This window comes from Streptomyces thermoviolaceus (assembly GCF_045209695.1).
In the GTDB taxonomy this organism is placed as follows: Bacteria; Actinomycetota; Actinomycetes; order Streptomycetales; family Streptomycetaceae; genus Streptomyces; species Streptomyces thermoviolaceus.
The window spans coordinates 2,497,754-2,522,587 of sequence record NZ_CP109280.1 but is presented as its reverse complement, the minus strand read 5'-3'; the positions used below and the strand labels follow the sequence as shown (position 1 = coordinate 2,522,587).

Sequence of the window (24,834 nt, the reverse complement as noted above, 5' to 3'; positions counted from 1 at the left end):
CGTGGAGAACCTGATTGCGCTGCTGATCGCGGCGCCTCTGCTCGGAGCGGCCGTCCTTCTCGTCGGCGGCCGCCGGCTCGACGCCGTCGGCCACTGGCTGGGCACCCTGCTCGCCGCGGTCTCCTTCGTCATCGGCCTGGTGCTCTTCGCCGGTCTGCTGGGCCGGGGCGCCGACGACCGCACCGTCACCCAGCACCTGTTCAGCTGGATCCCGGTGGCCGGCTTCCAGGCGGACGTCACCTTCCGCCTGGACCAGCTGTCCATGACGTTCGTGCTGCTGATCACCGGCGTCGGCTCGCTGATCCACCTGTACTCCGTCGGCTACATGGAGCACGACGAGCGTCGCCGCCGTTTCTTCGGCTACCTCAATCTCTTCCTCGCGGCGATGCTGCTGCTCGTCCTCGCCGACAACTACCTGCTGCTGTACGTCGGCTGGGAGGGCGTCGGCCTGGCCTCGTACCTGCTGATCGGCTTCTGGCAGCACAAGCCCAGCGCGGCCACCGCGGCGAAGAAGGCCTTCCTGGTCAACCGCGTGGGCGACGTCGGCCTGTCGATCGCGATCATGCTGATGTTCACCACCTTCGGCACCTTCGCCTTCGGGCCGGTCCTCGACCAGGTCGGGGACACCTCCGAGGGCAGGCTCACCGCGATCGGGCTGATGCTGCTGCTCGCCGCGTGCGGCAAGTCGGCCCAGGTGCCGCTGCAGTCCTGGCTCGGCGACGCCATGGAGGGCCCGACCCCGGTGTCGGCCCTCATCCACGCCGCCACCATGGTGACCGCGGGCGTCTATCTCATCGTCCGCTCCGGCGCCCTCTTCGACGCCGCCCCCGACGCGCAGCTGGCCGTCACCGTGGTCGGCGCGGTCACCCTGCTGTTCGGTGCGATCGTCGGTTGCGCCAAGGACGACATCAAGAAGGCGCTGGCCGGGTCGACCATGTCGCAGATCGGCTACATGGTGCTGGCCGCCGGCCTCGGCCCGATCGGCTACGCCTTCGCGATCATGCACCTGGTGACCCACGGCTTCTTCAAGGCCGGGCTCTTCCTCGGCGCGGGCTCGGTGATGCACGGCATGAACGACGAGGTCGACATGCGCGCCTACGGCGGCCTGCGCAAGTACATGCCGGTCACCTTCGTCACCTTCGGCCTCGGCTACCTCGCGATCATCGGCTTCCCGGGTCTGTCCGGCTTCTTCTCCAAGGACAAGATCATCGAGGCGGCCTTCGCCAAGGGCGGCACCGAGGGCTGGATCCTCGGCGGCGCGGCCCTGCTGGGTGCCGCGATCACCGCGTTCTACATGACGCGGGTGATGCTGATGACGTTCTTCGGCGAGGAACGCTGGCGCCACCGCACGACCCCGGAGGGCACCCCGCACCCGCACGAGTCCCCGAAGGTCATGACGATCCCCATGATCGTGCTGGCCGTGGGCTCGGTGTTCGGCGGTGCGTTCTTCTCCGTCGGCGACCGCTTCCTGCACTGGCTGGAGCCGGTCACCGGGCACAGCGAGGGCCACCCGCCGGTCGGCGCGGCCACGGTCACCGCGGCGACCCTGGTGTGCCTGGTGATCGGGGTGGCCGTCGCCTGGGCCCAGTACGGCCGCAAGCCGGTCCCGGCCGTCGCCCCGCGCGGGTCGCTGCTCACCCGGGCCGCCCGGCGCGACCTGCTCCAGGACGACTTCAACCACGTCGTCCTGGTCCGCGGCGGTGAACACCTGACCCGCTCCCTGGTGTACGTCGACCACCACCTGGTCGACGGCGCGGTGGGCGGCACGGCGGCCGCGATGGGCGGCCTGTCCGCGCGGCTGCGCCGGGTGCAGAACGGCTTCGCCCGCTCCTACGCGGTCTCGATGTTCGGCGGTGCGGCGCTCCTGATCGCCGCGACCCTGCTGATGAGGGCGGTCTGATACCGATGTCCTTTCCTCTGCTGACAACGACGGCGGTGCTGCCGGCCGTCGGGGCCGTCGCCACGGCCGCCGTCCCGGCCGCTCGGCGCACGGTCGCCAAGTGGCTGGCCCTGCTGGTCTCGCTCGCGACGTTCGTCCTGGCCGTCGCGGTGGCGGTGCGGTACGACCCGGACGGCGCCCGCTACCAGCTCACCGAGTCCCACGCGTGGATCTCCGCCTTCGGGGTGCGCTACCAGCTGGGCGTGGACGGCATCGGGGTGGCGCTGATCGGCCTGACCGCCCTGTTGATCCCGTTCGTGATCCTGGCCGGCTGGCACGACGCCGACCCTTCTCCGAGCTCTCAACTCCGTTCGAGCAGGGGAGGCCCCAAGGAGACCGGCCGCCCTTACCATTGGCGGCCCACTCAGGGCTTCTTCGCACTGATCCTGGCCGTCGAGGCGATGGTGATCATCTCCTTCGAGGCCACCGACGTCTTCCTCTTCTACATCTTCTTCGAGGCCATGCTCATCCCGATGTACTTCCTCATCGGCGGCTTCGGAGACCGGGCCCACGAGCACGGCGAGGAGAAGGCGTCGGCCCAGCGGTCGTACGCGGCGGTGAAGTTCCTGCTGTACAACCTGGCCGGCGGTCTGATCATGCTGGCCGCGGTCATCGGCCTGTACGTGGTCGCCGGGTCCTTCTCGCTGACGGAGATCGCCCGGGCCCGTGCCGACGGCTCCCTGACCATGGCGACCAGCACCGAGCGGTGGCTGTTCCTCGGCTTCTTCCTCGCCTTCGCGGTGAAGGCCCCGCTGTGGCCGCTGCACACCTGGCTGCCGGGCGCCATGGGTGAGGCCACCGCCCCGGTCGCCGTGCTCATCACCGCGGTCGTGGACAAGGTGGGCACCTTCGCGATGCTGCGCTTCTGCCTCCAGCTCTTCCCGGAGGCCAGCCGCTGGGCCACGCCCGTGATTCTCGTGCTGGCCCTGATCAGCATCCTGTACGGCGCGCTGCTCGCGGTGGCCCAGCGGGACATCAAGCGTCTGGTGGCGTACGCGTCGATCTCCCACTTCGGCTTCATCATCCTGGGCATCTTCGCCATGACCAGCCAGGGCCAGTCCGGTGCGACGCTGTACATGGTCAACCACGGCATCTCCACGGCCGCGCTGCTGCTGGTCGCCGGCTTCCTGATCTCCCGGCGCGGCTCGCGGCTCATCGCCGACTTCGGCGGCGTGCAGAAGGTCGCACCGGTGCTCGCCGGCACCTTCCTGATCGGCGGTCTGGCGACGCTGTCGCTGCCCGGACTGGCGCCGTTCGTCAGCGAATTCCTGGTCCTGGTCGGCACGTTCACCCGCCACCCCGTGATCGGTGTCCTCGCCACCCTGGGCATCGTCCTGGCCGCGCTGTACACGCTGGTCCTCTACCAGCGGACGATGACCGGCCCGGTCAAGCCGGAGGTCTCGGCGATGCCGGACCTGAGGGTCCGTGAGCTGGTGGTGGTGACCCCGCTGATCGTGCTGCTGGTCTTCCTGGGCGTCTATCCCAAGCCCGTGGCGGACATCGTCAACCCGGCGGTCAAGCAGACCCTGTCCGACGTACACACGACCGATCCCCGGCCCGAGGTGGAGGCGGCCAAGTGAGCACAGCAGCCGTCCACAGCCTGTGGACAACCGTGGCCGACCCGATCGCGAAGATCGAGGCGCCGAAGATCGAATACGGGCAGCTGGCGCCCACCCTGATCGTCGCGGGCGCCGCGCTCGTCGGGGTGCTGGTCGAGGCGTTCGTCCCGCGCAAGTCCCGGTACTACGCGCAGGTGTTCGTCTCCGTGGTGGCCCTGTGCGCCGCGTTCGCGGCGGTCGTCGCCCTCGCCGCGGGCGGGTACGGCACCACCCGGGCGCATGTCGCCGCGATGGGCGCGGTCGCCGTCGACGGCCCCGCACTGTTCCTGCAGGGCACCATTCTGCTGGCCGGCCTGGTCGGCCTGTTCACCTTCGCCGAGCGGCGCCTGGACCCGGCCGCGCACGGCAACCGCGTCGACTCCTTCGCCGCGCAGGCCTCCGCCGTGCCCGGCAGCGACAGCGAGAAGGCCGCGGTGCGCGCCGGCTTCACCACCACCGAGGTTTTCCCGCTGCTGCTCTTCGCCGTCGCGGGCATGCTCGTGTTCACCTCGGCGAACGACCTGCTGACCCTGTTCGTGGCCCTGGAGGTCTTCTCGCTGCCGCTGTACCTGCTGTGCGCGCTGGCGCGCCGTCGGCGGCTGATGTCGCAGGAGGCCGCGGTGAAGTACTTCCTGCTCGGCGCGTTCGCCTCCGCGTTCACCCTGTTCGGCATCGCGCTGCTGTACGGGTACGCCGGCTCGGTCTCGTACGGCACGATCGCGCAGGTCGTCGAGGGCAAGGTGAGCACCGTCGACCCGGCGCTGGCCAACACCATGGGCAACGACGTGCTGCTGCTGATCGGCGCCGCCATGGTGGTGATGGGGCTGCTGTTCAAGGTGGGCGCGGTGCCGTTCCACATGTGGACGCCCGACGTCTACCAGGGCGCCCCGACCCCGGTGACCGGCTTCATGGCGGCGGCGACCAAGGTGGCCGCGTTCGGTGCGCTGCTGCGGCTGCTCTACGTGGTGCTGCCGGGCCTGCGCTGGGACTGGCGGCCGGTGATGTGGGGCGTGGCGATCCTGACCATGGTGGTCGGTGCGATCGTCGCGATCACCCAGACCGACATCAAGCGTCTGCTGGCGTACTCGTCGATCGCCCACGCGGGCTTCATCCTCGCCGGTGTGATCGCCACCTCGAAGGACGGCGTCTCCTCCGTCCTGTTCTACCTGGCCGCGTACTCCTTCGTGACGATCGGCGCCTTCGCCGTGGTCACGCTGGTGCGCGACGCGGGCGGCGAGGCGACGCACCTGTCGCGGTGGGCCGGTCTCGGCCGGCGCTCGCCGCTGGTGGCCGCGGTCTTCGCGGTGTTCCTGCTGGCCTTCGCCGGCATCCCGCTGACCAGCGGCTTCGCCGGAAAGTTCGCCGTGTTCAAGGCGGCGGCGGAGGGCGGCGCGGCCCCGCTGGTCGTCGTCGGTGTGCTCGCCTCGGCGGTCGCGGCCTTCTTCTACATCCGCGTCATCGTCCTGATGTTCTTCAACGAGCCGCGGCCGGAGGGCCCGACGGTGGCGGTGCCCTCACCGCTGACCGTGACCGCGATCGGCGTCGGTGTGGCGGTCACCATCGCCCTCGGTGTGGCCCCGCAGTACTTCCTCGACCTGGCGGACCAGGCCGCGGTCTTCGTCCGCTGAGCCCGCCGACCGCGCGGCACGCGTCTGCCCGGCACCCTGCGAGCGGGGGTGCCGGGCAGACGCGTTTCCGCGTTTCCCCGTTTCCGCGTTTCCGTGCTTCCGTGTTTCGCCGTGCTCCCGTGCTCCCGCATTCCCGCATCCTTGCGTTCCTGCGTTCCCGGTGGTCACTGTCGCTCGGTGCGGCGGGCGGGTGAGCGACCGCTGCGTCCATGGCGCGGGGCCGGAGCGGTGCCTGCCGGTGGTCCCTGCCGGCGGTGCCTGCGTCCCGGCCTGTGGACAACTCCGGGGCTGTCGGCGGAGCCCCCTATCGTGGAGGAAATGGTCGAAGCAGACGCACGGGGGACGAGACGATGGGCGGGACGGGCGGTGTCACCGACATGCCAGTGACGGACAGCGAGGCGCTGGCCACGCTGCGACGGGTCTTCGGGTACGAGGCCTTCCGGGGCGAGCAGGGAGCGGTCATCGAGCATGTGGTGGCCGGCGGCGACGCCGTGGTCCTCATGCCCACCGGCGGCGGCAAGTCGCTGTGCTACCAGATCCCCGCCCTGGTCCGGCCCGGCACCGGCGTCGTGGTCTCACCGCTGATCGCGCTGATGCAGGACCAGGTGGACGCCCTGCGCGCGCTCGGCGTGCGCGCCGGCTTCATCAACTCCACCCAGGACTTCGACGAGCGCCGCGTCGTCGAGGCCGAGTTCCTCGCGGGCGAGCTGGACCTGCTCTACCTGGCGCCGGAGCGGCTGCGGCTGGAGGCCACGCTCGACTTGCTCTCCCGGGGCAAGATCTCCGTCTTCGCCATCGACGAGGCGCACTGCGTCTCCCAGTGGGGTCACGACTTCCGCCCGGACTATCTCGCCCTGTCCCTGCTGGGCGAGCGCTGGCCGGACGTGCCGCGGATCGCGCTGACCGCGACCGCCACCCCCGCCACCCACCAGGAGATCACCCGGCGGTTGAACATGCCGGACGCCCGTCACTTCGTGGCGAGCTTCGACCGGCCCAACATCCAGTACCGGATCGTGCCCAAGGCCGACCCGAAGAAGCAGCTGCTGGCCTTCCTGCGCGAGGAGCACCCGGGGGACGCGGGCATCGTCTACTGCCTGTCCCGCAGCTCGGTGGAGCGGACCGCGGAGTTCCTGACCCGCAACGGCATCGAGGCGGTGCCCTACCACGCGGGCCTGGACGCGGCCACCCGCGCCGCGCACCAGTCCCGCTTCCTGCGCGAGGACGGCCTGGTCGTCGTCGCCACCATCGCCTTCGGCATGGGCATCGACAAGCCCGATGTGCGCTTCGTCGCCCACCTGGACCTGCCCAAGTCGGTCGAGGGCTACTACCAGGAGACCGGCCGCGCCGGCCGGGACGGCCTGCCGTCGACGGCCTGGATGGCCTACGGCCTCAACGACGTCGTCCAGCAGCGCAAACTCATCCAGTCGGGCGGCGGCGACGAGGCGTTCCGCCGCCGGGCGGCCGCCCACCTGGACGCGATGCTCGCGCTGTGCGAGACCGCGCAGTGCCGCCGCGGTCGTCTTCTCGCCTACTTCGGCCAGGAACCGGACCCGGCCGGCTGCGGCAACTGCGACACCTGCCTGACCCCGCCCGAGACCTGGGACGGCACCGTCGCAGCCCAGAAGGTGCTGTCGACGGTGGTGCGGCTGCAGCGTGAGCGCGGACAGAAGTTCGGTGCGGGACAGATCATCGACATCCTGCTCGGCCGGCGCACCGGCAAGGTCATCCAGTTCGACCACGACCAGCTGTCGGTGTTCGGCAAGGGCCAGGAGCTGACCGAGGGCGAGTGGCGCGCCGTCGTACGGCAGCTGCTGGCGCAGGGCCTCATCGGGGTGGAGGGCGAGTACGGCACCCTGGTGCTGACCGAGGCCAGCGCCTCGGTGCTCCGCGGCGAGCGGACGGTGCCGCTGCGCAAGGACCCCAAGCGGCACGCGGCCTCCCGCGCGGGATCCTCCGCGTCCTCCGCGCCGGGGCGGTCCAGGCCCAGGGCCGCGGCGGCCGAGCTGCCCGAGGAGCTGATGCCCGCGTTCGAGGCGCTGCGCGCCTGGCGTGCCGAGCGGGCCCGGGAGCAGGGCGTCCCGGCCTACGTCATCTTCCACGACGCCACACTCCGCGAGATCGTCACGGCCCGCCCGGCCTCCCTGGCCCAGCTGGGCTCGGTCAGCGGGGTCGGCGAGAAGAAGCTCGCGACCTATGGGGAGGGGGTGCTGGCGGTGCTGGCCTCCCTGGACGGGGCGCCCGGTGCGCAGCCGGACCTCGGGGACGGCCCCGCAGCGGACGCCGAGCCGTACGCCTCGGACCCTGGGCGCGGCGATGACCTCGGGTGCGCCACCGACCCCGGGTACGACGCCGAGCCGGAACCAGCCGACCGGTGGTGAACGGGCCGCGCGTCACCGGCCCACCGGGGTGACCGCGGCGTGCGTCGTCGGCCGTCCGTCGGCGCACGGGGCCGGCCTCCGCCCGGCCGGGCCGCTCAGGTCAGTGCCGACAGCCCCGGTGCGAAGGTGATCAGCAGCGGCACCAGCGGGACCAGGGCCGCCGCGGCCGTGGTCAGGGCACGGCGCCGGCGGGCCAGCCGGGGTGGGGGCTCCAGCAGGCGGTCGACGCGCTCGCCGAGCAGACGACGGCTGTTGGCGCAGGACAGCACACCGCGGTGCTGGTTCAGCTCGATGAGGGCCAGCGCCGTGGTGAGGTGACCGTGGCGGCGGGAGGCGGTGTCGTCCGCGGCCAGCTCGACCAGGCGGCGGGTCTGTTCGCAGAAGTGCGCGAACAGCGGAATGTGCGGGAAGCCGGTCGCCAGCGCCGTCGACAGGTGCAGCAGCCAGTCGTGGCGTGCGCGGGCGTGCCCGCGCTCATGGGCGAGCACCGCCTCCAGCTGATGCCCGGTCAGACGGTGCAGGGCGCCGGTGGTGACGATGAGCTGCGGCGGGTGGCCGGGCATCCACCAGGCGTCCGGGTACTCGTCCTCCAGCACCAGCAGCGGCCCGCGGGCGGCGGGAAGACCGGCCGGCAGCTCGGGGGCGCGCTCGCGCAGATGCGCGCGGGCCAGCAGACGGCGCCGGCGGGCGTCGGCCAGCTCGCGGGCGAGCATCGCCGTGGTCCAGGCGGCGCCGAGGGCCAGCAGCAGGGTGAGCACGGCGGCCCAGGCGGGCGTGGCCGACAGGTCGTAGGCGGCGGCCACGGCCTCCGGTGCCGGGGCGAACACCCGGTCGCGGACGGTGCCGAAGAGGGCGGCGGCGCCCAGCACCAGGGCGGCCAGGAAGCAGAGCAGAACGGTGGCGACCAGGCACTGCCACACCCACAGCGCGACCACGGGCTCCCGTTCGGGCCAGGCCGCCCGGGTCAGAGCGCGGGGCACCGGCAGGGCGGCCGTCAGCGCGACGGCACAGAGCAGGAGCAGACAGACGGTCATGCCACGGACTCCGGGATCCTGATCGGAGGTCGGCGGGTGTCGGGTCGTGCGGTGGTGCGGCGGGCCGTGCGGCGCCCGGCGGACGGTCCGCGCACACGGCCAGCCTCAGTATGACGGCGGTGGACGCCTCACGTCAGCGCCCGGCGGCGACCGGTTGCCGCGCGACACCCGGCCCGCACCACCGGCACCCGCACCCGGCCGCCACCACAAGCCCGTCGGCACCGGCGGCCCGCCGCCACCGGCAGCCCACCGACACCGGTGGACCGGCAGCACCGCGCCCGAACGGTCCCGTGCCCGGACGGCCGGTGGCTCAGCCGGCCACGATCCGTCCGGTCACCTCGCCCAGGCCCACCCGGGTCCCGTGCGGGCCCGGAGCCCAGGCCGACAGGGTCACCACGTCTCCGTCCTCCAGGAACGTCCGCTTGCCCTCGGGAAGTTCCAGCGGGTCGCGGCCGTTCCAGGTGAGTTCCAGCAGCGAGCCGCGCTGGCCCGGCTCGGGGCCGCTCACCGTGCCCGAGGCGTACAGGTCGCCGGTGCGCAGAGCGGCGCCGTTGACCGTCAGATGGGCCAGCTGCTGGGCGGCGGTCCAGTACATGGTGGAGAACGGTGGTTCGGACACCACGTGCCCGTTGACGGCGACGGAGATCCTGAGGTCGTAGCCGCCGGGTTCCTCCTCGGAGTCGTCCAGGTACGGCAGCAGCGGGTGGGTGCGCTCGGGCGGCCGCACCCGCGCCTCCTCCAACGCGTCCAGGGGAGTGATCCACGCCGAGACGGAGGTGGCGAAGGACTTGCCGAGGAAGGGCCCGAGGGGGACGTACTCCCAGGCCTGGATGTCGCGCGCCGACCAGTCGTTGAGCAGGCACAGACCGAAGACGTGCTCCCGGAAGTCCGTCATCGGCACCGGCCGCCCGAGCCGCGAGGGCACGCCCACCACGAAGCCGACCTCGGCCTCGATGTCCAGGCGCACCGACGGCCCGAACACCGGCGCGTCCTCGCCGGGCACCCGGCGCTGTCCCGAGGGCCGGACCACGTCCGTTCCGGAGACCACCACGGTCCCGGCCCGGCCGTGGTAACCGATCGGCAGATGCTTCCAGTTGGGGGTGAGGGAGTCCGCGGCGTCCGGGCGGAAGATCTGCCCGACGTTGCGGGCGTGGTGCTCGGAGGCGTAGAAGTCGACGTAGTCCGCGACCTCGAACGGCAGATGCAGGGTCACCGAGGACAGCGGATGCAGGAACGGTGCCACGGTCTCCTGGTGGGAGGGCACCGTCACCCAGGCGGTCAGGGCGCGCCTGACGTCCGACCAGGCGGTGCGGCCGGCGGCGAGCAGCGGGTTCAGGGTCGGCCGGGCGAGCAGGGCGGCGTACGGGGAGCCGAGCGCGTGGGCCGCGGCGCCCGCGTCCAGGACATGATCGCCGAGCCGGACGCCCACGGTCCGGTGGTCGGATCCGGCCGGGGAGAACACGCCGTAGGGAAGGTTGTGCGGACCGAAGGGATCGCCCTCGGGGACCTCGAAGGGGGTCATGGGGTACTGCCTTCCGAGTCGTGTGCCGTGCGTTCCTGGAGGGTGTCGTGGGGATCATGCCCGGTTCCCGGGCCCGGTCATCGTCCGGCACGGCACCGGTCGATCTTCCTGACCGGCGCGAACCCCACGAAAGGCCGTGTACGGGCGGCACGGAAGACCGTGGACGGCCGCACGGTCCTGTGGTCGCGGCACACGTTACGGCGGTGCCGCCTGGTCGGGCAGTGCCTAAAGAGTTTGTAATGTCCGAAATCGTCTTGTGGGAGTCTCCGGTTCCGGCTTAGCGTCGTTCGGGGGACGCGGACGGGGTGGGTCCGCTCCGCTCCGTGGAGGGGGACACGTGGGGGGACCCGTGGGCAGTCGAGTCGCCGGTGTGCCGTTCGAGGCCGACCGCGATGTGCCGGCCCTGATCGTGAAGTTCGGCGACTATCCGCTGCACCACGGCGGGGTGGGAGCGATCCGCAGCCTGGGCCGGCTCGGCGTGCCGATGTACGCGATCACCGAGGACGCCTACACCCCCGCGGCCTGCTCCCGCTATCTCACACGGGCCTTCGTCTGGCGGACCCGGGGCACCGAGGACGCCGGCCATCTGGTGGAGGGCCTGCTGCGGATCGGCCGCCGGATCGGCCGGCCCACCGTGCTGGTGCCCACCGACGAGGAGGCCGCCGTCCTGATCGCCGAGCACCAGGACGCGCTCGCCGGCCCGTTCCTCTTCCCGCGGGTGGCCCCCGGCCTGCCCCGGCAGCTGGCCAGCAAGCAGGGGCTGTACGAGCTGTGCGTGGAGCACGGCGTCCCCGCGCCCGCGACGTCCTTCCCGCAGACCTACGAGGACGTCGTCGCCTTCGCCGAGCAGGCCCGTTTCCCGGTGGTGGCGAAGAACCGCGAGGCGTTCGTGCGCCGCAGCCGCCCGGCGGTGAACGGCACCACGCGGATCACCACCCGCGAGGGCCTGCTCACCCTGGCCCGTGACTGGGGCGAGCGGCCGGGGGTGGTGCTGCAGGAGTACCTGCCGCGGGAGCAGGCCGAGGACTGGATCGTGCACGCCTACTTCGCCCAGGACGCCACCCCGCAGGCGCTGTTCACCGGGGTGAAGGTCCGTTCCTGGCCGCCCCACGCGGGCATGACGGCGCACGCCTACGTCGTGGACAATCCGGAACTCGCCGATCTGGCCGAGCGGTTCGTCAAGCAGATCGGCTTCACCGGGATCGTCGACCTCGACCTGCGCTACGACCGGCGCGACGGGCAGTACAAGCTGCTGGACTTCAATCCGCGGATGGGCGCGCAGTTCCGGCTGTTCGAGAGCGAGTCGGGCGTGGACGTGGTCCGCGCCCTGCACCTGGACCTCACCGGGCGTCCCGTCCCGGCGGGGGAGCAGCGCTCCGGTCACCGCTTCGTCGTGGAGAACATCGACCTGCCCGCCCTGCTCGCCTACCGCCGCAGCGGCTACACCACGCCGCACGCCCCGGCCCGGGCGACCGGGACGGAGCTGGCCTGGCTGGCGGCCGACGACCCGCTGCCGTTCGTCACCATGCTCGCCCGCTTCGTGCGGCCGGGCGTCAAGCACCTCTACCAGCTGTGGCGCACCCACCGCCGCGGCAGCGCCACCTCGGCCCGCGGCTGAGCCGAAACGACGAGCCGCGGCCGGGTCGCGGCAAGGACCCGCGGCTGCGTCGAGGCAGCTGCCTGCGGCTGACCCGCCGTCGGCGACACGCCCGGCGGCCGGTGCGCGTGCCTCGGACGGGCGGCAGGCCCGGCACGGTGCACGGTCCGTATTCTTCGCTCATGCCCGCACCCCCTGCCTACGCCCTCGTCGCCACCGATCTGGACGGGACGCTGCTGCGCGGCGACGACAGCGTGTCCGAGCGTTCCCGAGCCGCGCTGGCGCGGGCGACGGCGGCCGGCGCCCGCCATCTCGTCGTCACCGGCCGGCCGGCGCCGCGGGTGAAGCCGCTGCTGGCGTCCCTGGGCATCACCGGGCTCGCGGTGTGCGGGCAGGGAGCCCAGCTCTACGACGCGGGCGCGGACCGGCTGCTGGCGTCGGTCACCCTGGACCGGGAGACCGCGGAGGTGGCGCTCGGCAAGATCGAGGCCGAGGTGGGCGAGGTGTACGCGGCGGTCGACCAGGACGGCGTGGACGGGCTGACGCTCATCGAGCCGGGCTACCGCATGCCGCACCCGACCCTGCCCGCCCACCGGGTGCAGCGGCGCGACGAGCTGTGGCACAAGCCCATCACCAAGGTGCTGCTGCGCCATCCGGTGCTGTCCGACGACGCGTTGGCGGCGGCGGCCCGCGGCGTGGTGGGCTGTCTCGCCACGGTCACCATGTCGGGCCCGGGGACGGTCGAGCTGCAGCCCCGCGGCATCACCAAGGCGACCGGGCTGGCGCTGGCCGCCGAGCACCTGGGCCTGGACCGGAGCGCCGCTCTGGCGTTCGGGGACATGCCGAACGACATCCCGATGTTCCGGTGGGCCGCCTGGGGGGTGGCGATGGCCGACGCCCACCCGGAACTGAAGGCGGTGGCCGACGAGGTCACCGTGTCGAACGAGGACGACGGAGTCGCCGTCGTCCTCGAACGGTTGTTTGGCTAGTGGTCGGCCGACCGGGTCCCGGCCGGCCGACCGCTCACCGGTACGCGCCGTGGGCGCCGGTCAGTACGGGCCGTTGACGTTGTCGATGGAGCCGTACCGGTCGGCCGCGTAGTTGCAGGCGGCCGTGATGTTGGCGACCGGGTCGTAGATGTCGTACGAGGTGCCGGGCACGTGGTACGCGTCGAACGTGGGCTGGATGACCTGGAGCAGGCCCTTGGACGGGATGCCCTTGGCGGCGTTGGAGTCCCACAGATTGATGGCCTTGGGGTTGCCGGAGGACTCGCGCATCACATTGCGGTAGATGCCGTTGTAGGAGCCGGGGATGCCGTGCTCCCGCATGATCGCGAGCGACTCGCGGATCCAGCCGTCGAGGTTGTCCGAGTAGCTCACCGCGGTGGCGGTGGTCTGCGCCGCCGCCGGGGTGGCCGCGACGGCGCCGGTGGCGCCCACGAGAGGCAGGGCGAGAACGGCGGCGCTCGCGCCGCCGACGGCGAGGGCCCGCATCAGTCGAGCGCTGCGACGGGTAGGACGTCCGTGGACAGACATGGGTTCTTCCTCTCCGCCGCCTGCGAGGTGAGCTGTCGGGTTCGGGCGGAAAGGTGCCCGGCCGGCCCCGAAGGGCGCGGCTTCACCCCTAGCCGTTCCGGCGCGGCCTGACGTCCGGTGACGTCCGGTGCTCCGGCCCGGCGACTTACCTGGGTCCCCCGCTCCTGCCGTGAGGGTTCGGTCGATGGGTTCCGGGCGGCGGCAGGATTCGGCGTTCCGCCCGGCGTGGCGGGAAGCTATGCGACAGCACATGTCCGGAACAAGTCCTCGTCGCCCGCATCGCCCGGATATTCCATGATCAAGGGCTTATGAGGGGCTTGATCCTTCGCGTCCGCCAAGGGTCAACTTGCCTGCGTGAAGCGGGAATAAAGAGCGGGTGGCGCGATGTATGCCCGGCGTGGACGTGATACACCTCACGGTCGCCCGCCGGGCAGGGGTATTCACGGCTAACAGGAATTGGGGTGCTAATAGGGTTGAATCGGGCGATGAAGGGAGGTGTGGGGCGCCGTGGCGTGACGATCGTCACGCCGGGTGACGTTATGGCCAGTGTGAACGTGTGTATGGGTGGGCACGCATGGCGGGCGCGGGCAACCTCTGGCAGGGGGTACCAAGACGGCACATATCTGTACATATGTCGCATTCGGCGCCGTATCGAGCGATACCCGATAGCGCCCGGCCTGGAACGGTGGGCGCTATCGGTGATCGAAACATGACCGGATACGCTGACTTGAGTGATGGCAGCGACCTATCGACAAACCGTGTAATCGCCAGCAGACACCAGCAGACAGGAGACCCCTCGTGACCGTCGTCGGGCCGTTCGGGCTGAGCGTGCGGGGCCAGGCTCTCGAAGCCGATGTCCAGGCCGGGTTGGCGGCTGTCGAGGAAGGGCTGCTCGAAGCCACCAAGAGCGAGGTCCCCTTCATCACCGAGGCCGCGCAGCACCTGGTCAAGGCCGGCGGGAAGCGGTTCAGGCCGCTGCTCGTGATGCTCGCGGCGCAGTTCGGCGACCCGTACGCGCCGGGCGTGGTCCCCTCGGCGGTGGTGGTGGAACTGACCCACCTGGCGACGCTGTATCACGACGACGTCATGGACGAGGCCGCGGTGCGGCGCGGCGTGGCCAGCGCCAACACCCGCTGGGGCAACTCCGTGGCCGTCCTCACCGGTGACTTCCTGTTCGCCCGTGCCTCGCAGATCCTCGCCGACCTGGGCCCCGAGGCGGTCCGGGTGCAGGCCCTGGCCTTCGAGCGGCTGGTCACCGGTCAGATCCTGGAGACCGCGGGCCCCCAGGACGGCCGGGACCCGGTCGACCACTACCTGGACGTCCTCGGCGGCAAGACCGGCTCGCTGGTGGCCGTCTCCTGCCGGTTCGGCGCCATGATGTCCGGGGCCGACGAGACCGTCGTGGACGTGCTCACCCAGTACGGCGAACGGCTGGGCGTCGCCTTCCAGCTGGCCGACGACGTGCTGGACATCGCCTCCGACACCCACGAGTCCGGCAAGACCCCGGGCACCGACCTGCGCGAGGGCATCGCGACCCTGCCGGTGCTGCGGCTGCGCGAGCGGGTGGCGCGGCTCGGCCTGGCCGAGGACGTCGCGCTGTGCGAGCTGCTGGACTCCGACCTCAGCGACGACGCCCGGCACGCCGAGGCGCTGGCCGCGCTGCGCGCCCACCCGGCCCTGGAGCAGGCGCGCCGGGACACCGTGCGGTACGCGGAGGACGCCCGGGCCGCGCTCGCCCCGCTGGAGGACTGCGACGCCAAGGCCGCGCTGATCGACCTGTGCGACGCCGTGGTGCACCGGGCCGGCTGACCCCTCGCACACGCGCACCGGCCGGGTCCTGCCGTCCGGCCCGCCCGTCGGCCGGGTCCTGCCGTCCGGCCCGCGCATCGGCCGGTCCCGCCCGCCCGTCGGCCGGTCCTGCCTGCTGCCCGTCGCCCTGAGCCCCGCCCCCGGCATCCCCTACGGGTCCCGGGGGGAGAGTCGCCCGGCGCGTCATACCGCAGGCGTACCGGGGGGTGGACCCGAGGTCTGACGTCTTCGGGGTGCGGTTCTGGTCAGATGGAGACACGGACCACACCACTCCTCACCGTTTCGGGTGAGAATGGCGGCTCGGGTGGGAACAGCGCACAGGGGAGCCGCCGCCGACGACGGAGGTAAGGCACACATGGCACCGTACGCATCCGACGGCACCACGGACCCCGGGCAGACGCGCGTGCCGCACCCGGTGCGGCGCAAGGCCGCCCGGTACGTCGTCCCCGTGGCGGTGATGGGGGTGGCCGCGGCGACCATCGGACTGGTCCCCGCGCTCGCCGACTCCGGCGATCCCGACCTGCCCGACGTCAGCGCCCGGCAGCTCCTCGCCACGATGGCCGCGTCCGACGTCGAGCAGCTGTCCGGCACGGTCCGGATCAGCACCGACCTCGGCCTGCCCGACCTCGGCGGCCTGGCGGAAGGTCTGGCCTCCGGCGCCGGCAAGGACGGTGACGGGGGGTCGGCCGACCCGGCGTCCCGCCTGGCCGAGCTGGCCTCGGGCACGCACACGCTGCGGATCGCGGCCGACGGCCCCGACCGGCAGAAGGTCTCGCTGGTCGAGAAGGCCGCCGAGTACAGCATCGTCCACAACGGCAAGGACGTCTGGGGCTACGACAGCGCCTCCGGCGAGGTGTACCACACCACCGCGTCCCGGCACGGCGCACAGCACCGCGAGCAGGTGCCCGGCACGCCCCAGGACTTCGCCGACAAGGTCCTCGCGGCGGTCGACGACACCACCTCGGTGAAGGTCGACGGCACCGCCCGGGTGGCCGGCCGGGACGCCTACCGGCTGGTCGTCACGCCCCGGCACGCCTCCGGCACCACGGTCGGCGTGATCACCATCGCGGTGGACTCCGCGACCGGCCTGCCGCTGAAGTTCACGCTCACCCCGGCCGGCGGCGGACCCGCCGTCGTGGACGCCGGTTTCACCCGGATCAGCTTCGCGCAACCGGCCGCCTCCACGTTCCGCTTCACCCCGCCCGAGGGGGCGAAGGTCACCGAGGGCGAGGACGCCGGCGAGCACTCCCTGCCCTTCGGCGCCTTCCCCGAGGGGCTGCTGCCCTCGGGCGAGGCCGCCGGCGACGGGACGGCGAAGGACGGTGTGCGGGTCGTCGGCAAGGGCTGGAACTCCGTCGTCCGCTTCGACACCGGCCTCGGCGGCGGCACCCGGCCGTCCTCCGGGCAGGGCGCCGCGAGCGGCTTCCTCGGCTCGCTCGGCGACCAGGTCGGCGGAAAGTTCGGCACGGGCACGGTGTTCTCCACCCGCCTGATCAACGCCCTGGTCACCGACGACGGCACGGTCTATGCCGGTGCCGTCACCAAGGACACGCTGGTGAAGGCGGCGAACGAGGCACGGTGAGCCCCGCTCGGGGCACGACGGATCGAGGGAGCCGATGGACGAGGCGCCCGCCGCGACGCGGCAGCCGGAGATGGTGGACGGCGTCATCCGCACCCATGCGCTGACCAAGCGCTACCGGGGCGGACAGCTCGCCGTCGACCGACTGGACCTGACGGTCCCCGAGGGCAGCGTCTTCGGCTTCCTCGGCCCGAACGGCTCGGGCAAGACCACCACCATCCGCATGCTGCTGGGCCTGATCGAGCCGACCTCCGGCACCGCGCACGTCCTGGGCCGTCCCGTACCCCGCGCCGCCCGCACCGTGCTGCCGCAGGTCGGCGCCCTCATCGAGGGCCCCGCCCTGTACGGCTTCCTGTCCGGCCGGGACAACCTGCTGCGCTACGACGCCGCCGACCCGACCGCCGACCCGCGCACCCGCACGGCCCGCGTCGACGCCGCCCTGGACCGGGTGGGCCTGACCGCGGCCGCGGGCAAGAAGGCCACGGCGTACTCCCTGGGCATGAAGCAGCGGCTCGGCCTGGCCGCCGCGCTGCTGCGGCCCCGCAGACTGCTGGTGCTGGACGAGCCGACCAACGGCCTGGACCCGCAGGGCATGCGGGAGATCCGCTCCCTGGTGCGGCAGCTGGCCTCGGACGGCACGACCGTCTTCGTCTCCTCCCATCTGCTCGACGAGATCGAGCAGATGTGCACGCACGCCGCGGTCATGGCCCACGGCAGGCTCGTCGCCCAGGGCCCGGTGCCCGAGCTGGCCACGGGGGTGCGCGGCCGGCTCGTGGTCACCACGCCCGATGCGGGGGAGGCCGCCCGGGTGCTGAAGGAGCAGGGCGTGGGCGACCTGGTGGTCACCGGTGACCGGGTGAGCGGGCAGGTGCCGGAGCGGGACCTGGCCGAGGTGAACGCCGCCCTGGTCACCGCCGGGGTGCGGGTCCGGGGCTTCGGCGTCGAACGTGCCTCGCTGGAGGACGCGTTCGTGGCCCTGACCGGGGAGGGGTTCGATGTCGCGGGCTGAGACCGCCGGACCGGCCGCCGGGACGACGGACTCCTCGGCCGCCCCGCACCCGCTGTGGACGCTCGGGCTGCTGCGCAGCGAGCTGGCGACCACCTTCCGGCGCCGGCGCACCGGTGTGCTGCTCGGGGTACTGGCCGCCGTGCCGGTCCTCGTCGGGGTGGCGGTGCGGATCGAGACCCGGGACGGCTCCCCGGTCGGCGGCGAGGGGCCGCCGTTCATCGCACAGGTCAGCAACAACGGCCTCTTCCTGGTCTTCACCGCGCTCGCGGCGACCCTGCCGTTCTTCCTGCCGATGGCCGTGGGCGTCGTCGCGGGCGACGCCATCGCGGGCGAGGCGAGCGCGGGCACCCTGCGCTATCTGCTGGTCGCCCCGGCCGGCCGTACCCGGCTGCTGCTCACCAAGGCCGCCGTCGTGCTCGCCTTCTGTCTGGCCGCCACCTTCACGGTGGCCGTGGTGGCGCTGGCCGCGGGCGCGGTGCTGTTCCCGCTCGGCGATCCGACGACGATCTCCGGGGTCCGGATCGGGTTCGGCGAAGGGCTGTGGCGGGCCCTGCTGATCGCGCTCGTGGTCGCCGCGTCACTGGTCGGGATCGCCGCGCTCGGCCTGTTCGTCTCGACTCTCACCGACAGCGGCATCGCGGCCATGGCGACGACCGTGGGCCTGCTGATCGGCGTGCAGATCGTCGACCAGATCCCCCAGCTGCACGCCGTCCACCCCTTCCTCGTGTCCCACTACTGGCTGTCCTTCGCCGATCTGATGCGCGAGCCGGTCCTCTGGGACGACGTGGTGAAGAACCTGGAGCTGCAGGCGCTGTACGCGGCCGTGTTCGGCTCGGCGGCCTGGGCGCGGTTCACCACACGGGACGTGACCGTCTGACAGACGGTGTGCGCGGGCGGCGGGCCGGCAGGGCGCACGTGGGCCGGCGGTCACGAGCTGCGGATGTGACCTGGGCGACGTCCGGGACGGCTCCTGGTGCGAGGCTGTGACGCCGCGGTGACGCGGACGGCGCGGTCGAGCGGCGAGACTCTCCGTACGACCACGACGACCGGATGGCACGCATCCGAGCGAGGGAGCCGATGTCTCGACCGAGCCGCGAGAAGAACCCGGACCAGGACGGCGCCGAGCGCACCACGGTCCTCGCCCGGACCACCCCGATCGCCGTACGCGTACCGGCCACCGCGGCCGGCGCCCCGGACGGCACCGGCTCCGGCTCCGCGACCGGAGCGTGGGCGCTGGTCGACGGCGTTCCGGTGCGGTCGGCGCCCGGCCAGGAGATCCAGCAGGCCGTCCTGGACCATCTGCACCGCATGGCCCGGGCCGCCGGCCACCCCGTCCACGCCACGGTCACCGACGAACGCAGCGGCTATGTGGTGCCCCTGCGGGTGCACTGCGACGGCTCCAGCACCTTCACGGCGGAGCCGGTGCGCATCACGGCCGCCACCTCGTCCGGGGCCGTCCGTCCGGGAGCGGCGCAGGGCGGTGCTTCCACCGGGGCCGGGAGCACCGGCGAGGGCCGCATGCCCGCGATGCCGCCTGCGGCGCCGGAGACGCCCGGCGCCACCGACCCGACCGTGGTGCTGCGCGTCCCACCGGCCCCGGTCACGACCGGTACGGCGCACGCTCCCGGCACCGTCGCACCGCCGACGGGCGAGTTCGGGCCGCCGCCGGTGATGGACGGCCCGGCGGCCGCCGCGGACACCCGGCCCGCCCAGGCCGGTCCCTTCGCCGGTCCCGCCGTCGGTCCCGTCGCCCGGCCCGCGCCGACGCCCTCGGCCACCGGGGTCTCCGAGGTCTCCGAGACGTCCGAGGGTGCCGAGGACTCCGAGACGGCCCCCGTCACCGGCCCCCTCGCCTCCGTCGGCCCCCTTCCCGACGAGGAGCCGAAGCCGCACCCGGACACCGCCCCCGCACCCGTGTGCGGTTTCGACGCCGTGGCCGAGGCGGTGCTCGGGGAGGACCCCGGGGCCGTGACCGGCGGCGCGGGCCCGGCCGCGTTCGCCGAGGCTGTCACGGCGGTCCACGCGGCCGTGCGGGACGGACGCGTCCAGGAGGCGGCGGACCTCGCCGGGCGCACCGCCGCCGACGCCTCCGCAGCGCTCGGCCCGGACCACGCCGAGGTCCTGTACCTGCGCGAACTGCTGGCCTACCTGGCCTGGCTGGACGGCGACCCGCTGCGGGCCTGCACCCTGCTGCTGGACCTGGCCCGCACCCGCCTCCAGGACGGGGACGCCCGGGGGGCGTACGGGGATGTGCTGAGCGCGGTCACGGCCTGGCGGGCGGTGAGGGAACCGGAGCAGGGGCTGCGCCTCGGCGGCGAGCTGCTCGCGGTGTGGGGTCGGCTCGCCGGTCAGGACGGCCCGGCCGCCGACGACCAGGACCGGCTCGACGCCGTCCGCGCCCGCCTGGAGCGCCTCGCCGCCCGGACCGGCGCGCGGACGTCCCCGGCGGACCACTGACGCCGAACGGCACCGGACCGGACCGGCCGGGCGGGGCGATGCCCGGCGGTCCGGTCCGGTGCCGGAGGAACGGAACGGTTCAGGCGGAGAAGGGCGGAGGAAGGCGGAGAAGGGCGGAGAAGGGCGGAGGAAGGCGGAGGGAGGCGGCGGGGGTCAGGCCTCGGGACCCCGCTGGGCCTCGACCGGCTCGGCCGCCGGCTGTGCCGCCCGCGCCGGACCGGAGGCCACCGCCCCGCCCGACGCGGACGCCGCCGGTGCGCCCTGCCGCGTGCCTGCCGCCGCGGCGGCCCGGGCCAGGGCGTCCCGCTGCTGGGCGGTCCGGCGTGCCGTGCGCAGCCCGTCCCAGGTCAGCATCATCAGCGCGATCCACACCAGGCCGAACCCGGCCCAGCGCTCGGCGGGCATCGACTCGTGGAAGTACAGGATCCCGCACAGGAACTGGAACACCGGGGCGAGGTACTGCAGCAGGCCGAGCGTGGACAGCGGCACCCGGATCGCGGCGGCGCCGAAGCAGACCAGGGGCAGGGCGGTGACCACGCCGGTGGTGGCGAGCAGAACGCTGTGGCCCCAGCCCTCGGTGGTGAACGTCGAGTCGCCGTGCGCGGCCAGCCACAGCAGATAGCCGAGGGCCGGGAGGAACTGGATCGCGGTCTCGGAGGCCAGGGACTCCACGCCGCCCAGGTTGACCTTCTTCTTCATCAGGCCGTAGGTGGCGAAGGACAGGGCGAGGACGAGGGAGATCCACGGCGGACGGCCGTAGCCGACGGTCAGGACGGCGACGGCGGCCAGGCCGACGCCGACCGCGGCCCACTGCACCGGGCGCAGCCGCTCCTTGAGCAGGAGCACGCCCATGGCGATGGTGACGAGCGGGTTGATGAAGTAGCCGAGGGAGGCCTCGACGACGTGCCCGCTGTTCACGGCCCAGATGTAGACGCCCCAGTTGACGCTGATCACGGCCGCGGCCACCGCGACGAGCCCCAGCCGGCGCGGCTGCCGCAGCAGCTCCCCGGCCCACTGCCAGCGACGGACGAACAGCAGCACGACGGCAACGATCACGAAGGACCACACCATCCGGTGGGCGAGGACCTCACCGGCGCCGGCGGGCTCCAGCAGAGGGAAGAAGAGGGGGAACAGCCCCCACATCCCGTATGCCGCTATGCCGTTCAGCAGGCCTATGCGCTGCTCACCCTTCGATGTCCCGCCCACGGGCCCTCCTCCACGTCGTGACTGCCTCCACGAAGGTAGCGCCGAGCGCCGCGCGTGTCATGTCCGTACCGGTATACGGTCATGACAGGCGCGGCGCTCGGCGGGACACCGGTGCGGTGGACGCGGCTGGACGGCCGGCTCAGGTGTTCAGCGCGGCGGCAGCGCCTTCTCGGTGGCGGCTCGCCTCGCCGCCGGACCGTCCCGGTACGCGCGAAGGCCCGGGACACGGGGTCCCGGGCCTTCCGAGTGCTGCCGGCGCTTCCTCGCGGCGGTCAGCCGACGACGGTCCAGGTGTCGCCGCCGGCCAGCAGGGCGGCCAGGTCGCCCTTGCCGCGCTGCTCGACCGCGGAGTCGAGCTGGTCCGCCATCAGCGTGTCGTACACCGGCCGTTCCACCGAGCGGAACACACCGATGGGCGTGTGGTGCAGGGTGTCCGGGTCGGCGAGCCGGGACAGCGCGAACGCCGTGGTCGGGGAGGCGGCGTGGGCGTCGTGGACGAGGATGTCGGCCTCGTTCTCCGGCGTCACGTCCACCACCCGCAGATCGCCGGTGGCCGGGTCGCGCACCACACCGCGGCTGCCGTCGGCGCCGAAGCGGATCGGCTGCCCGTGCTCCAGGCGGATCAGCGCCTCCTGGGACTGCTGCTTGTCCTTGAGGACCTCGAAGGCGCCGTCGTTGAAGATGTTGCAGTTCTGGTAGATCTCCACCAGCGCGGTGCCCGGGTGGGCGGCCGCCTGCCGCAGCACCTCGGTGAGGTGCTTGCGGTCGGAGTCGATGGTGCGGGCCACGAAGGACGCCTCCGCGCCGATCGCCAGCGACACCGGGTTGAAGGGCGCGTCCAGCGAGCCCATCGGCGTCGACTTGGTGATCTTGCCCAGCTCGGAGGTCGGCGAGTACTGGCCCTTGGTCAGACCGTAGATCCGGTTGTTGAACAGCAGGATCTTCAGGTTGACGTTGCGGCGCAGCGCGTGGATCAGATGGTTCCCGCCGATGGACAGCGCGTCGCCGTCACCAGTGACCACCCACACGCTCAGGTCCCGCCGCGAGGTCGCCAGACCGGTGGCGATGGCCGGGGCGCGGCCGTGGATGGAGTGCATCCCGTAGGTGTTCATGTAGTACGGGAAGCGGGAGGAGCAGCCGATGCCGGAGACGAAGACGATGTTCTCCTTCGCCAGGCCCAGCTCCGGCAGGAAGCCCTGCACGGCCGCGAGGATCGCGTAGTCACCGCAGCCCGGGCACCAGCGCACCTCCTGGTCGGACTTGAAGTCCTTCATGGTCTGCCGGGCCTCGGCCTTCGGCACCAGGGACAGCGCCTCGACCGCGCCCTGCGTGGACGTCTCAGGCATCGATGGCCTCCTTGAGAGCGGTGGCGAGCTGTTCGGCCTTGAACGGCATGCCGTTGACCTGGTTGTAGCTGTGGGCGTCCACCAGGTACTTGGCGCGGACGAGGGTGGCGAGCTGGCCGAGGTTCATCTCGGGGATCACCACGCGCTCGTACCGCTCGAGCACCGCCCCCAGGTTCTTCGGGAAGGGATTGAGGTGGCGCAGGTGCGCCTGGGCGATGGGCAGGCCCTCGGTGCGCAGCCGCCGCACGGCCGCCGTGATCGGACCGTAGGTCGAGCCCCAGCCCAGCACCAGCGTGCGCGCCTGGTCCGGGTCGTCGACCTCCACGTCCGGGACCTCGATGCCGTCGATCTTGGCCTGGCGGGTGCGGACCATGAAGTCGTGGTTGGCCGGGTCGTAGGAGATGTTGCCCGTGCCGTCCTGCTTCTCGATGCCGCCGATGCGGTGCTCCAGGCCCGGGGTGCCGGGGATGGCCCACGGGCGGGCGAGGGTCTTCGGGTCGCGCTTGTACGGCCAGAAGACCTCGGTGCCGTCGGCCAGGGTGTGGTTGGGGCTCTGCGCGAACTGCACCCTCAGGTCGGGCAGCTCGTCCAGCTCGGGGATGCGCCACGGCTCGGAGCCGTTGGCGAGATAGCCGTCGGAGAGCAGGAACACCGGGGTGCGGTAGGTCAGCGCGATCCGGGCCGCGTCCAGGGCGGCGTCGAAGCAGTCCGCCGGGGTGCGCGGGGCGACCACCGGGACCGGGGCCTCGCCGTTGCGGCCGTACATGGCCTGCAGCAGGTCCGCCTGCTCGGTCTTGGTCGGCAGACCGGTCGACGGGCCGCCGCGCTGGATGTCCACGATCACCAGCGGCAGCTCCAGCGCCACGGCCAGACCGATGGTCTCGCTCTTGAGCGCCACACCCGGGCCGGACGTCGTGGTCACGGCCAGCGAGCCGCCGAAGGCGGCACCGAGCGCGGCACCGATGCCGGCGATCTCGTCCTCCGCCTGGAAGGTGCGCACACCGAAGTTCTTGTGCCGGCTCAGCTCGTGCAGGATGTCCGAGGCCGGGGTGATCGGGTACGAGCCCAGGAACAGCGGCAGGTCCGCCTGGTGGGAGGCGGCGATCAGCCCGTACGCCAGGGCGAGGTTGCCGGAGATGTTGCGGTAGGTGCCGACGGGGAACGCCTTGGCCGCCGGGGCGACCTCGTAGGAGACCGCGAAGTCCTCCGTGGTCTCGCCGAAGTTCCAGCCCGCCCGGAACGCGGCGAGGTTCGCCTTCATGATCTCGGGCTTCTTGGCGAACTTGGTCCGCAGGAACCTCTCGGTGCCTTCGGTGGGCCGGTGGTACATCCAGCTCAGCAGGCCCAGCGCGAACATGTTCTTGCTGCGCTCGGCCTCCTTGCGGGACAGGTCGAACTCCTTCAGCGCCTCCACCGTCAGCGTGGTCAGCGGCACCGGGTGCAGGTTGTACCCGTCCAGCGAGCCGTCCTCCAGCGGGGAGGTCTCGTAGCCGACCTTCTGCATCGCGCGCTTGGTGAACTCGTCGGTGTTGACGATGATCTCCGCACCGCGCGGCAGATCGCCGATGTTCGCCTTCAGCGCGGCCGGGTTCATCGCCACCAGCACGTTCGGCGCGTCACCCGGGGTGAGGATGTCGTGGTCGGCGAAGTGCAGCTGGAACGAGGACACGCCCGGCAGGGTCCCTGCGGGGGCGCGGATCTCGGCGGGGAAGTTCGGCAGCGTCGACAGGTCGTTGCCGAAGGACGCGGTCTCGGAGGTGAAACGGTCGCCGGTGAGCTGCATACCGTCACCCGAGTCGCCCGCGAACCGGATGATCACCCGGTTCAGGCGGCGGACGTCCTTCGTCCCCGCCCTGCGCTGCTCTCCCGCGACGGCTCCGTCGGCCTGCTCCGCTGGACTGCTGACCTGGCTGGTCACTGAACTGGACCTCCTTCGAGGCGGCTGTGGGGGAGCGGCCTTCCCCGAAGACCTTTCCCGGCTTCAACCCTACGACCGTCCCGATCGCCGTCCGCCTGCCGTTCGCATGGTGGACGCAGTCATGAGACGGTCCGGTGTCCCTGTTGTCTCGTCCCGCTTCGTCCTGCCGCGGCGGGCGTTTCCGCCCGCGTCCGGCCTGGTGCACCTCCCTCGCGATCCCGATCCTTCCCGCGCCCCTGCGTGCGCCCGGGCGTGCCCGGTGGCAGGCGCGCCGCACCG

17 protein-coding genes and 1 riboswitch are annotated in these 24,834 nt (G+C 72.5%); of the genes, 11 read left to right on the top strand and 6 right to left on the bottom strand.

Features of this window, described 5'->3' with window-relative positions:
* Window position 1: 1 nt before the first annotated feature.
* The 4 genes from nuoL (at window position 2) to recQ (ending at window position 7,543) form a co-directional block, all read left to right on the top strand.
* The gene (gene nuoL / locus OG899_RS10980; protein ID WP_125496948.1) at window positions 2–1,900 is read left to right on the top strand and encodes an NADH-quinone oxidoreductase subunit L; all 1,899 of its coding nucleotides are present in this window, start codon (window positions 2–4) and stop codon (window positions 1,898–1,900) included.
* Window positions 1,901–1,905: 5 nt separating this feature from the next.
* On the top strand, window positions 1,906–3,519 hold the full coding sequence (locus tag OG899_RS10975) for an NADH-quinone oxidoreductase subunit M (RefSeq protein ID WP_125496947.1): 1,614 nt from the start codon (window positions 1,906–1,908) through the stop codon (window positions 3,517–3,519).
* On the top strand, window positions 3,516–5,165 hold the full coding sequence (gene nuoN, locus OG899_RS10970; RefSeq protein WP_125496946.1) for an NADH-quinone oxidoreductase subunit NuoN: 1,650 nt from the start codon (window positions 3,516–3,518) through the stop codon (window positions 5,163–5,165). The genes OG899_RS10975 and nuoN overlap by 4 nt, the downstream gene beginning before the upstream one ends.
* Before the next feature lie 350 nt (window positions 5,166–5,515).
* Window positions 5,516–7,543: a DNA helicase RecQ gene (recQ, locus tag OG899_RS10965; protein ID WP_229814198.1), complete on the top strand. Its 2,028-nt coding sequence runs from the start codon at window positions 5,516–5,518 to the stop codon at window positions 7,541–7,543.
* A gap of 95 nt (window positions 7,544–7,638) precedes the next feature.
* Here recQ and OG899_RS10960 read toward each other — a convergent pair whose 3' ends face one another.
* Window positions 7,639–8,577, bottom strand: a complete 939-nt coding sequence (locus OG899_RS10960; protein ID WP_125496944.1) for a M56 family metallopeptidase — start codon at window positions 8,575–8,577, stop codon at window positions 7,639–7,641.
* A gap of 310 nt (window positions 8,578–8,887) precedes the next feature.
* Window positions 8,888–10,099: a fumarylacetoacetase gene (gene fahA, locus OG899_RS10955; protein ID WP_168131540.1), complete on the bottom strand. Its 1,212-nt coding sequence runs from the start codon at window positions 10,097–10,099 to the stop codon at window positions 8,888–8,890.
* Window positions 10,100–10,469: 370 nt separating this feature from the next.
* Between fahA and OG899_RS10950 the strand changes: the two genes are divergently transcribed.
* Both OG899_RS10950 and OG899_RS10945 read left to right on the top strand, forming a co-directional pair.
* On the top strand, window positions 10,470–11,717 hold the full coding sequence (locus tag OG899_RS10950) for an ATP-grasp domain-containing protein (RefSeq protein WP_125497021.1): 1,248 nt from the start codon (window positions 10,470–10,472) through the stop codon (window positions 11,715–11,717).
* Window positions 11,718–11,878: 161 nt separating this feature from the next.
* The gene (locus OG899_RS10945; protein WP_168131541.1) at window positions 11,879–12,685 is read left to right on the top strand and encodes an HAD family hydrolase; all 807 of its coding nucleotides are present in this window, start codon (window positions 11,879–11,881) and stop codon (window positions 12,683–12,685) included.
* 60 nt (window positions 12,686–12,745) lie between these two features.
* Here the strand turns inward: OG899_RS10945 and OG899_RS10940 are convergent, their stop codons facing one another.
* A complete protein-coding gene (locus OG899_RS10940; RefSeq protein ID WP_125496941.1) occupies window positions 12,746–13,231 on the bottom strand; it encodes a transglycosylase SLT domain-containing protein in 486 nt (161 codons plus the stop codon).
* A gap of 4 nt (window positions 13,232–13,235) precedes the next feature.
* Window positions 13,236–13,424, bottom strand: a riboswitch (cyclic di-AMP (ydaO/yuaA leader).
* 605 nt (window positions 13,425–14,029) lie between these two features.
* Between OG899_RS10940 and OG899_RS10935 the strand changes: the two genes are divergently transcribed.
* The 5 genes from OG899_RS10935 to OG899_RS10915 all read left to right on the top strand — a co-directional run bounded on the left by OG899_RS10935 (window position 14,030) and on the right by OG899_RS10915 (window position 20,085).
* Entirely contained in the window at window positions 14,030–15,040 is a 1,011-nt protein-coding gene (locus OG899_RS10935; protein WP_125496940.1) for a polyprenyl synthetase family protein, read from the top strand.
* A gap of 355 nt (window positions 15,041–15,395) precedes the next feature.
* Complete coding sequence (locus tag OG899_RS10930; protein ID WP_356848764.1) at window positions 15,396–16,622, top strand: DUF2092 domain-containing protein; 1,227 nt, start codon at window positions 15,396–15,398, stop codon at window positions 16,620–16,622.
* Window positions 16,623–16,656: 34 nt separating this feature from the next.
* The gene (locus OG899_RS10925) at window positions 16,657–17,628 is read left to right on the top strand and encodes an ATP-binding cassette domain-containing protein (RefSeq protein ID WP_406311007.1); all 972 of its coding nucleotides are present in this window, start codon (window positions 16,657–16,659) and stop codon (window positions 17,626–17,628) included.
* Window positions 17,615–18,505, top strand: coding sequence for an ABC transporter permease (locus tag OG899_RS10920; protein WP_125500408.1), 891 nt, complete (start codon window positions 17,615–17,617; stop codon window positions 18,503–18,505). Before OG899_RS10925 ends, OG899_RS10920 begins: the two co-directional genes overlap by 14 nt.
* Window positions 18,506–18,705: 200 nt before the next feature.
* Complete coding sequence (locus OG899_RS10915) at window positions 18,706–20,085, top strand: tetratricopeptide repeat protein (RefSeq protein WP_168131543.1); 1,380 nt, start codon at window positions 18,706–18,708, stop codon at window positions 20,083–20,085.
* A 153-nt stretch (window positions 20,086–20,238) separates the two neighbouring features.
* Here the strand turns inward: OG899_RS10915 and rarD are convergent, their stop codons facing one another.
* The 3 genes from rarD to OG899_RS10900 all read right to left on the bottom strand — a co-directional run bounded on the left by rarD (window position 20,239) and on the right by OG899_RS10900 (window position 24,555).
* Window positions 20,239–21,291: an EamA family transporter RarD gene (gene rarD, locus OG899_RS10910; RefSeq protein WP_125500410.1), complete on the bottom strand. Its 1,053-nt coding sequence runs from the start codon at window positions 21,289–21,291 to the stop codon at window positions 20,239–20,241.
* A gap of 272 nt (window positions 21,292–21,563) precedes the next feature.
* Entirely contained in the window at window positions 21,564–22,637 is a 1,074-nt protein-coding gene (locus OG899_RS10905; RefSeq protein ID WP_125500411.1) for a 2-oxoacid:ferredoxin oxidoreductase subunit beta, read from the bottom strand.
* Window positions 22,630–24,555, bottom strand: a complete 1,926-nt coding sequence (locus OG899_RS10900; RefSeq protein ID WP_125500412.1) for a 2-oxoacid:acceptor oxidoreductase subunit alpha — start codon at window positions 24,553–24,555, stop codon at window positions 22,630–22,632. The genes OG899_RS10905 and OG899_RS10900 overlap by 8 nt, the downstream gene beginning before the upstream one ends.
* Between the last annotated feature and the right edge of the window lie 279 nt (window positions 24,556–24,834).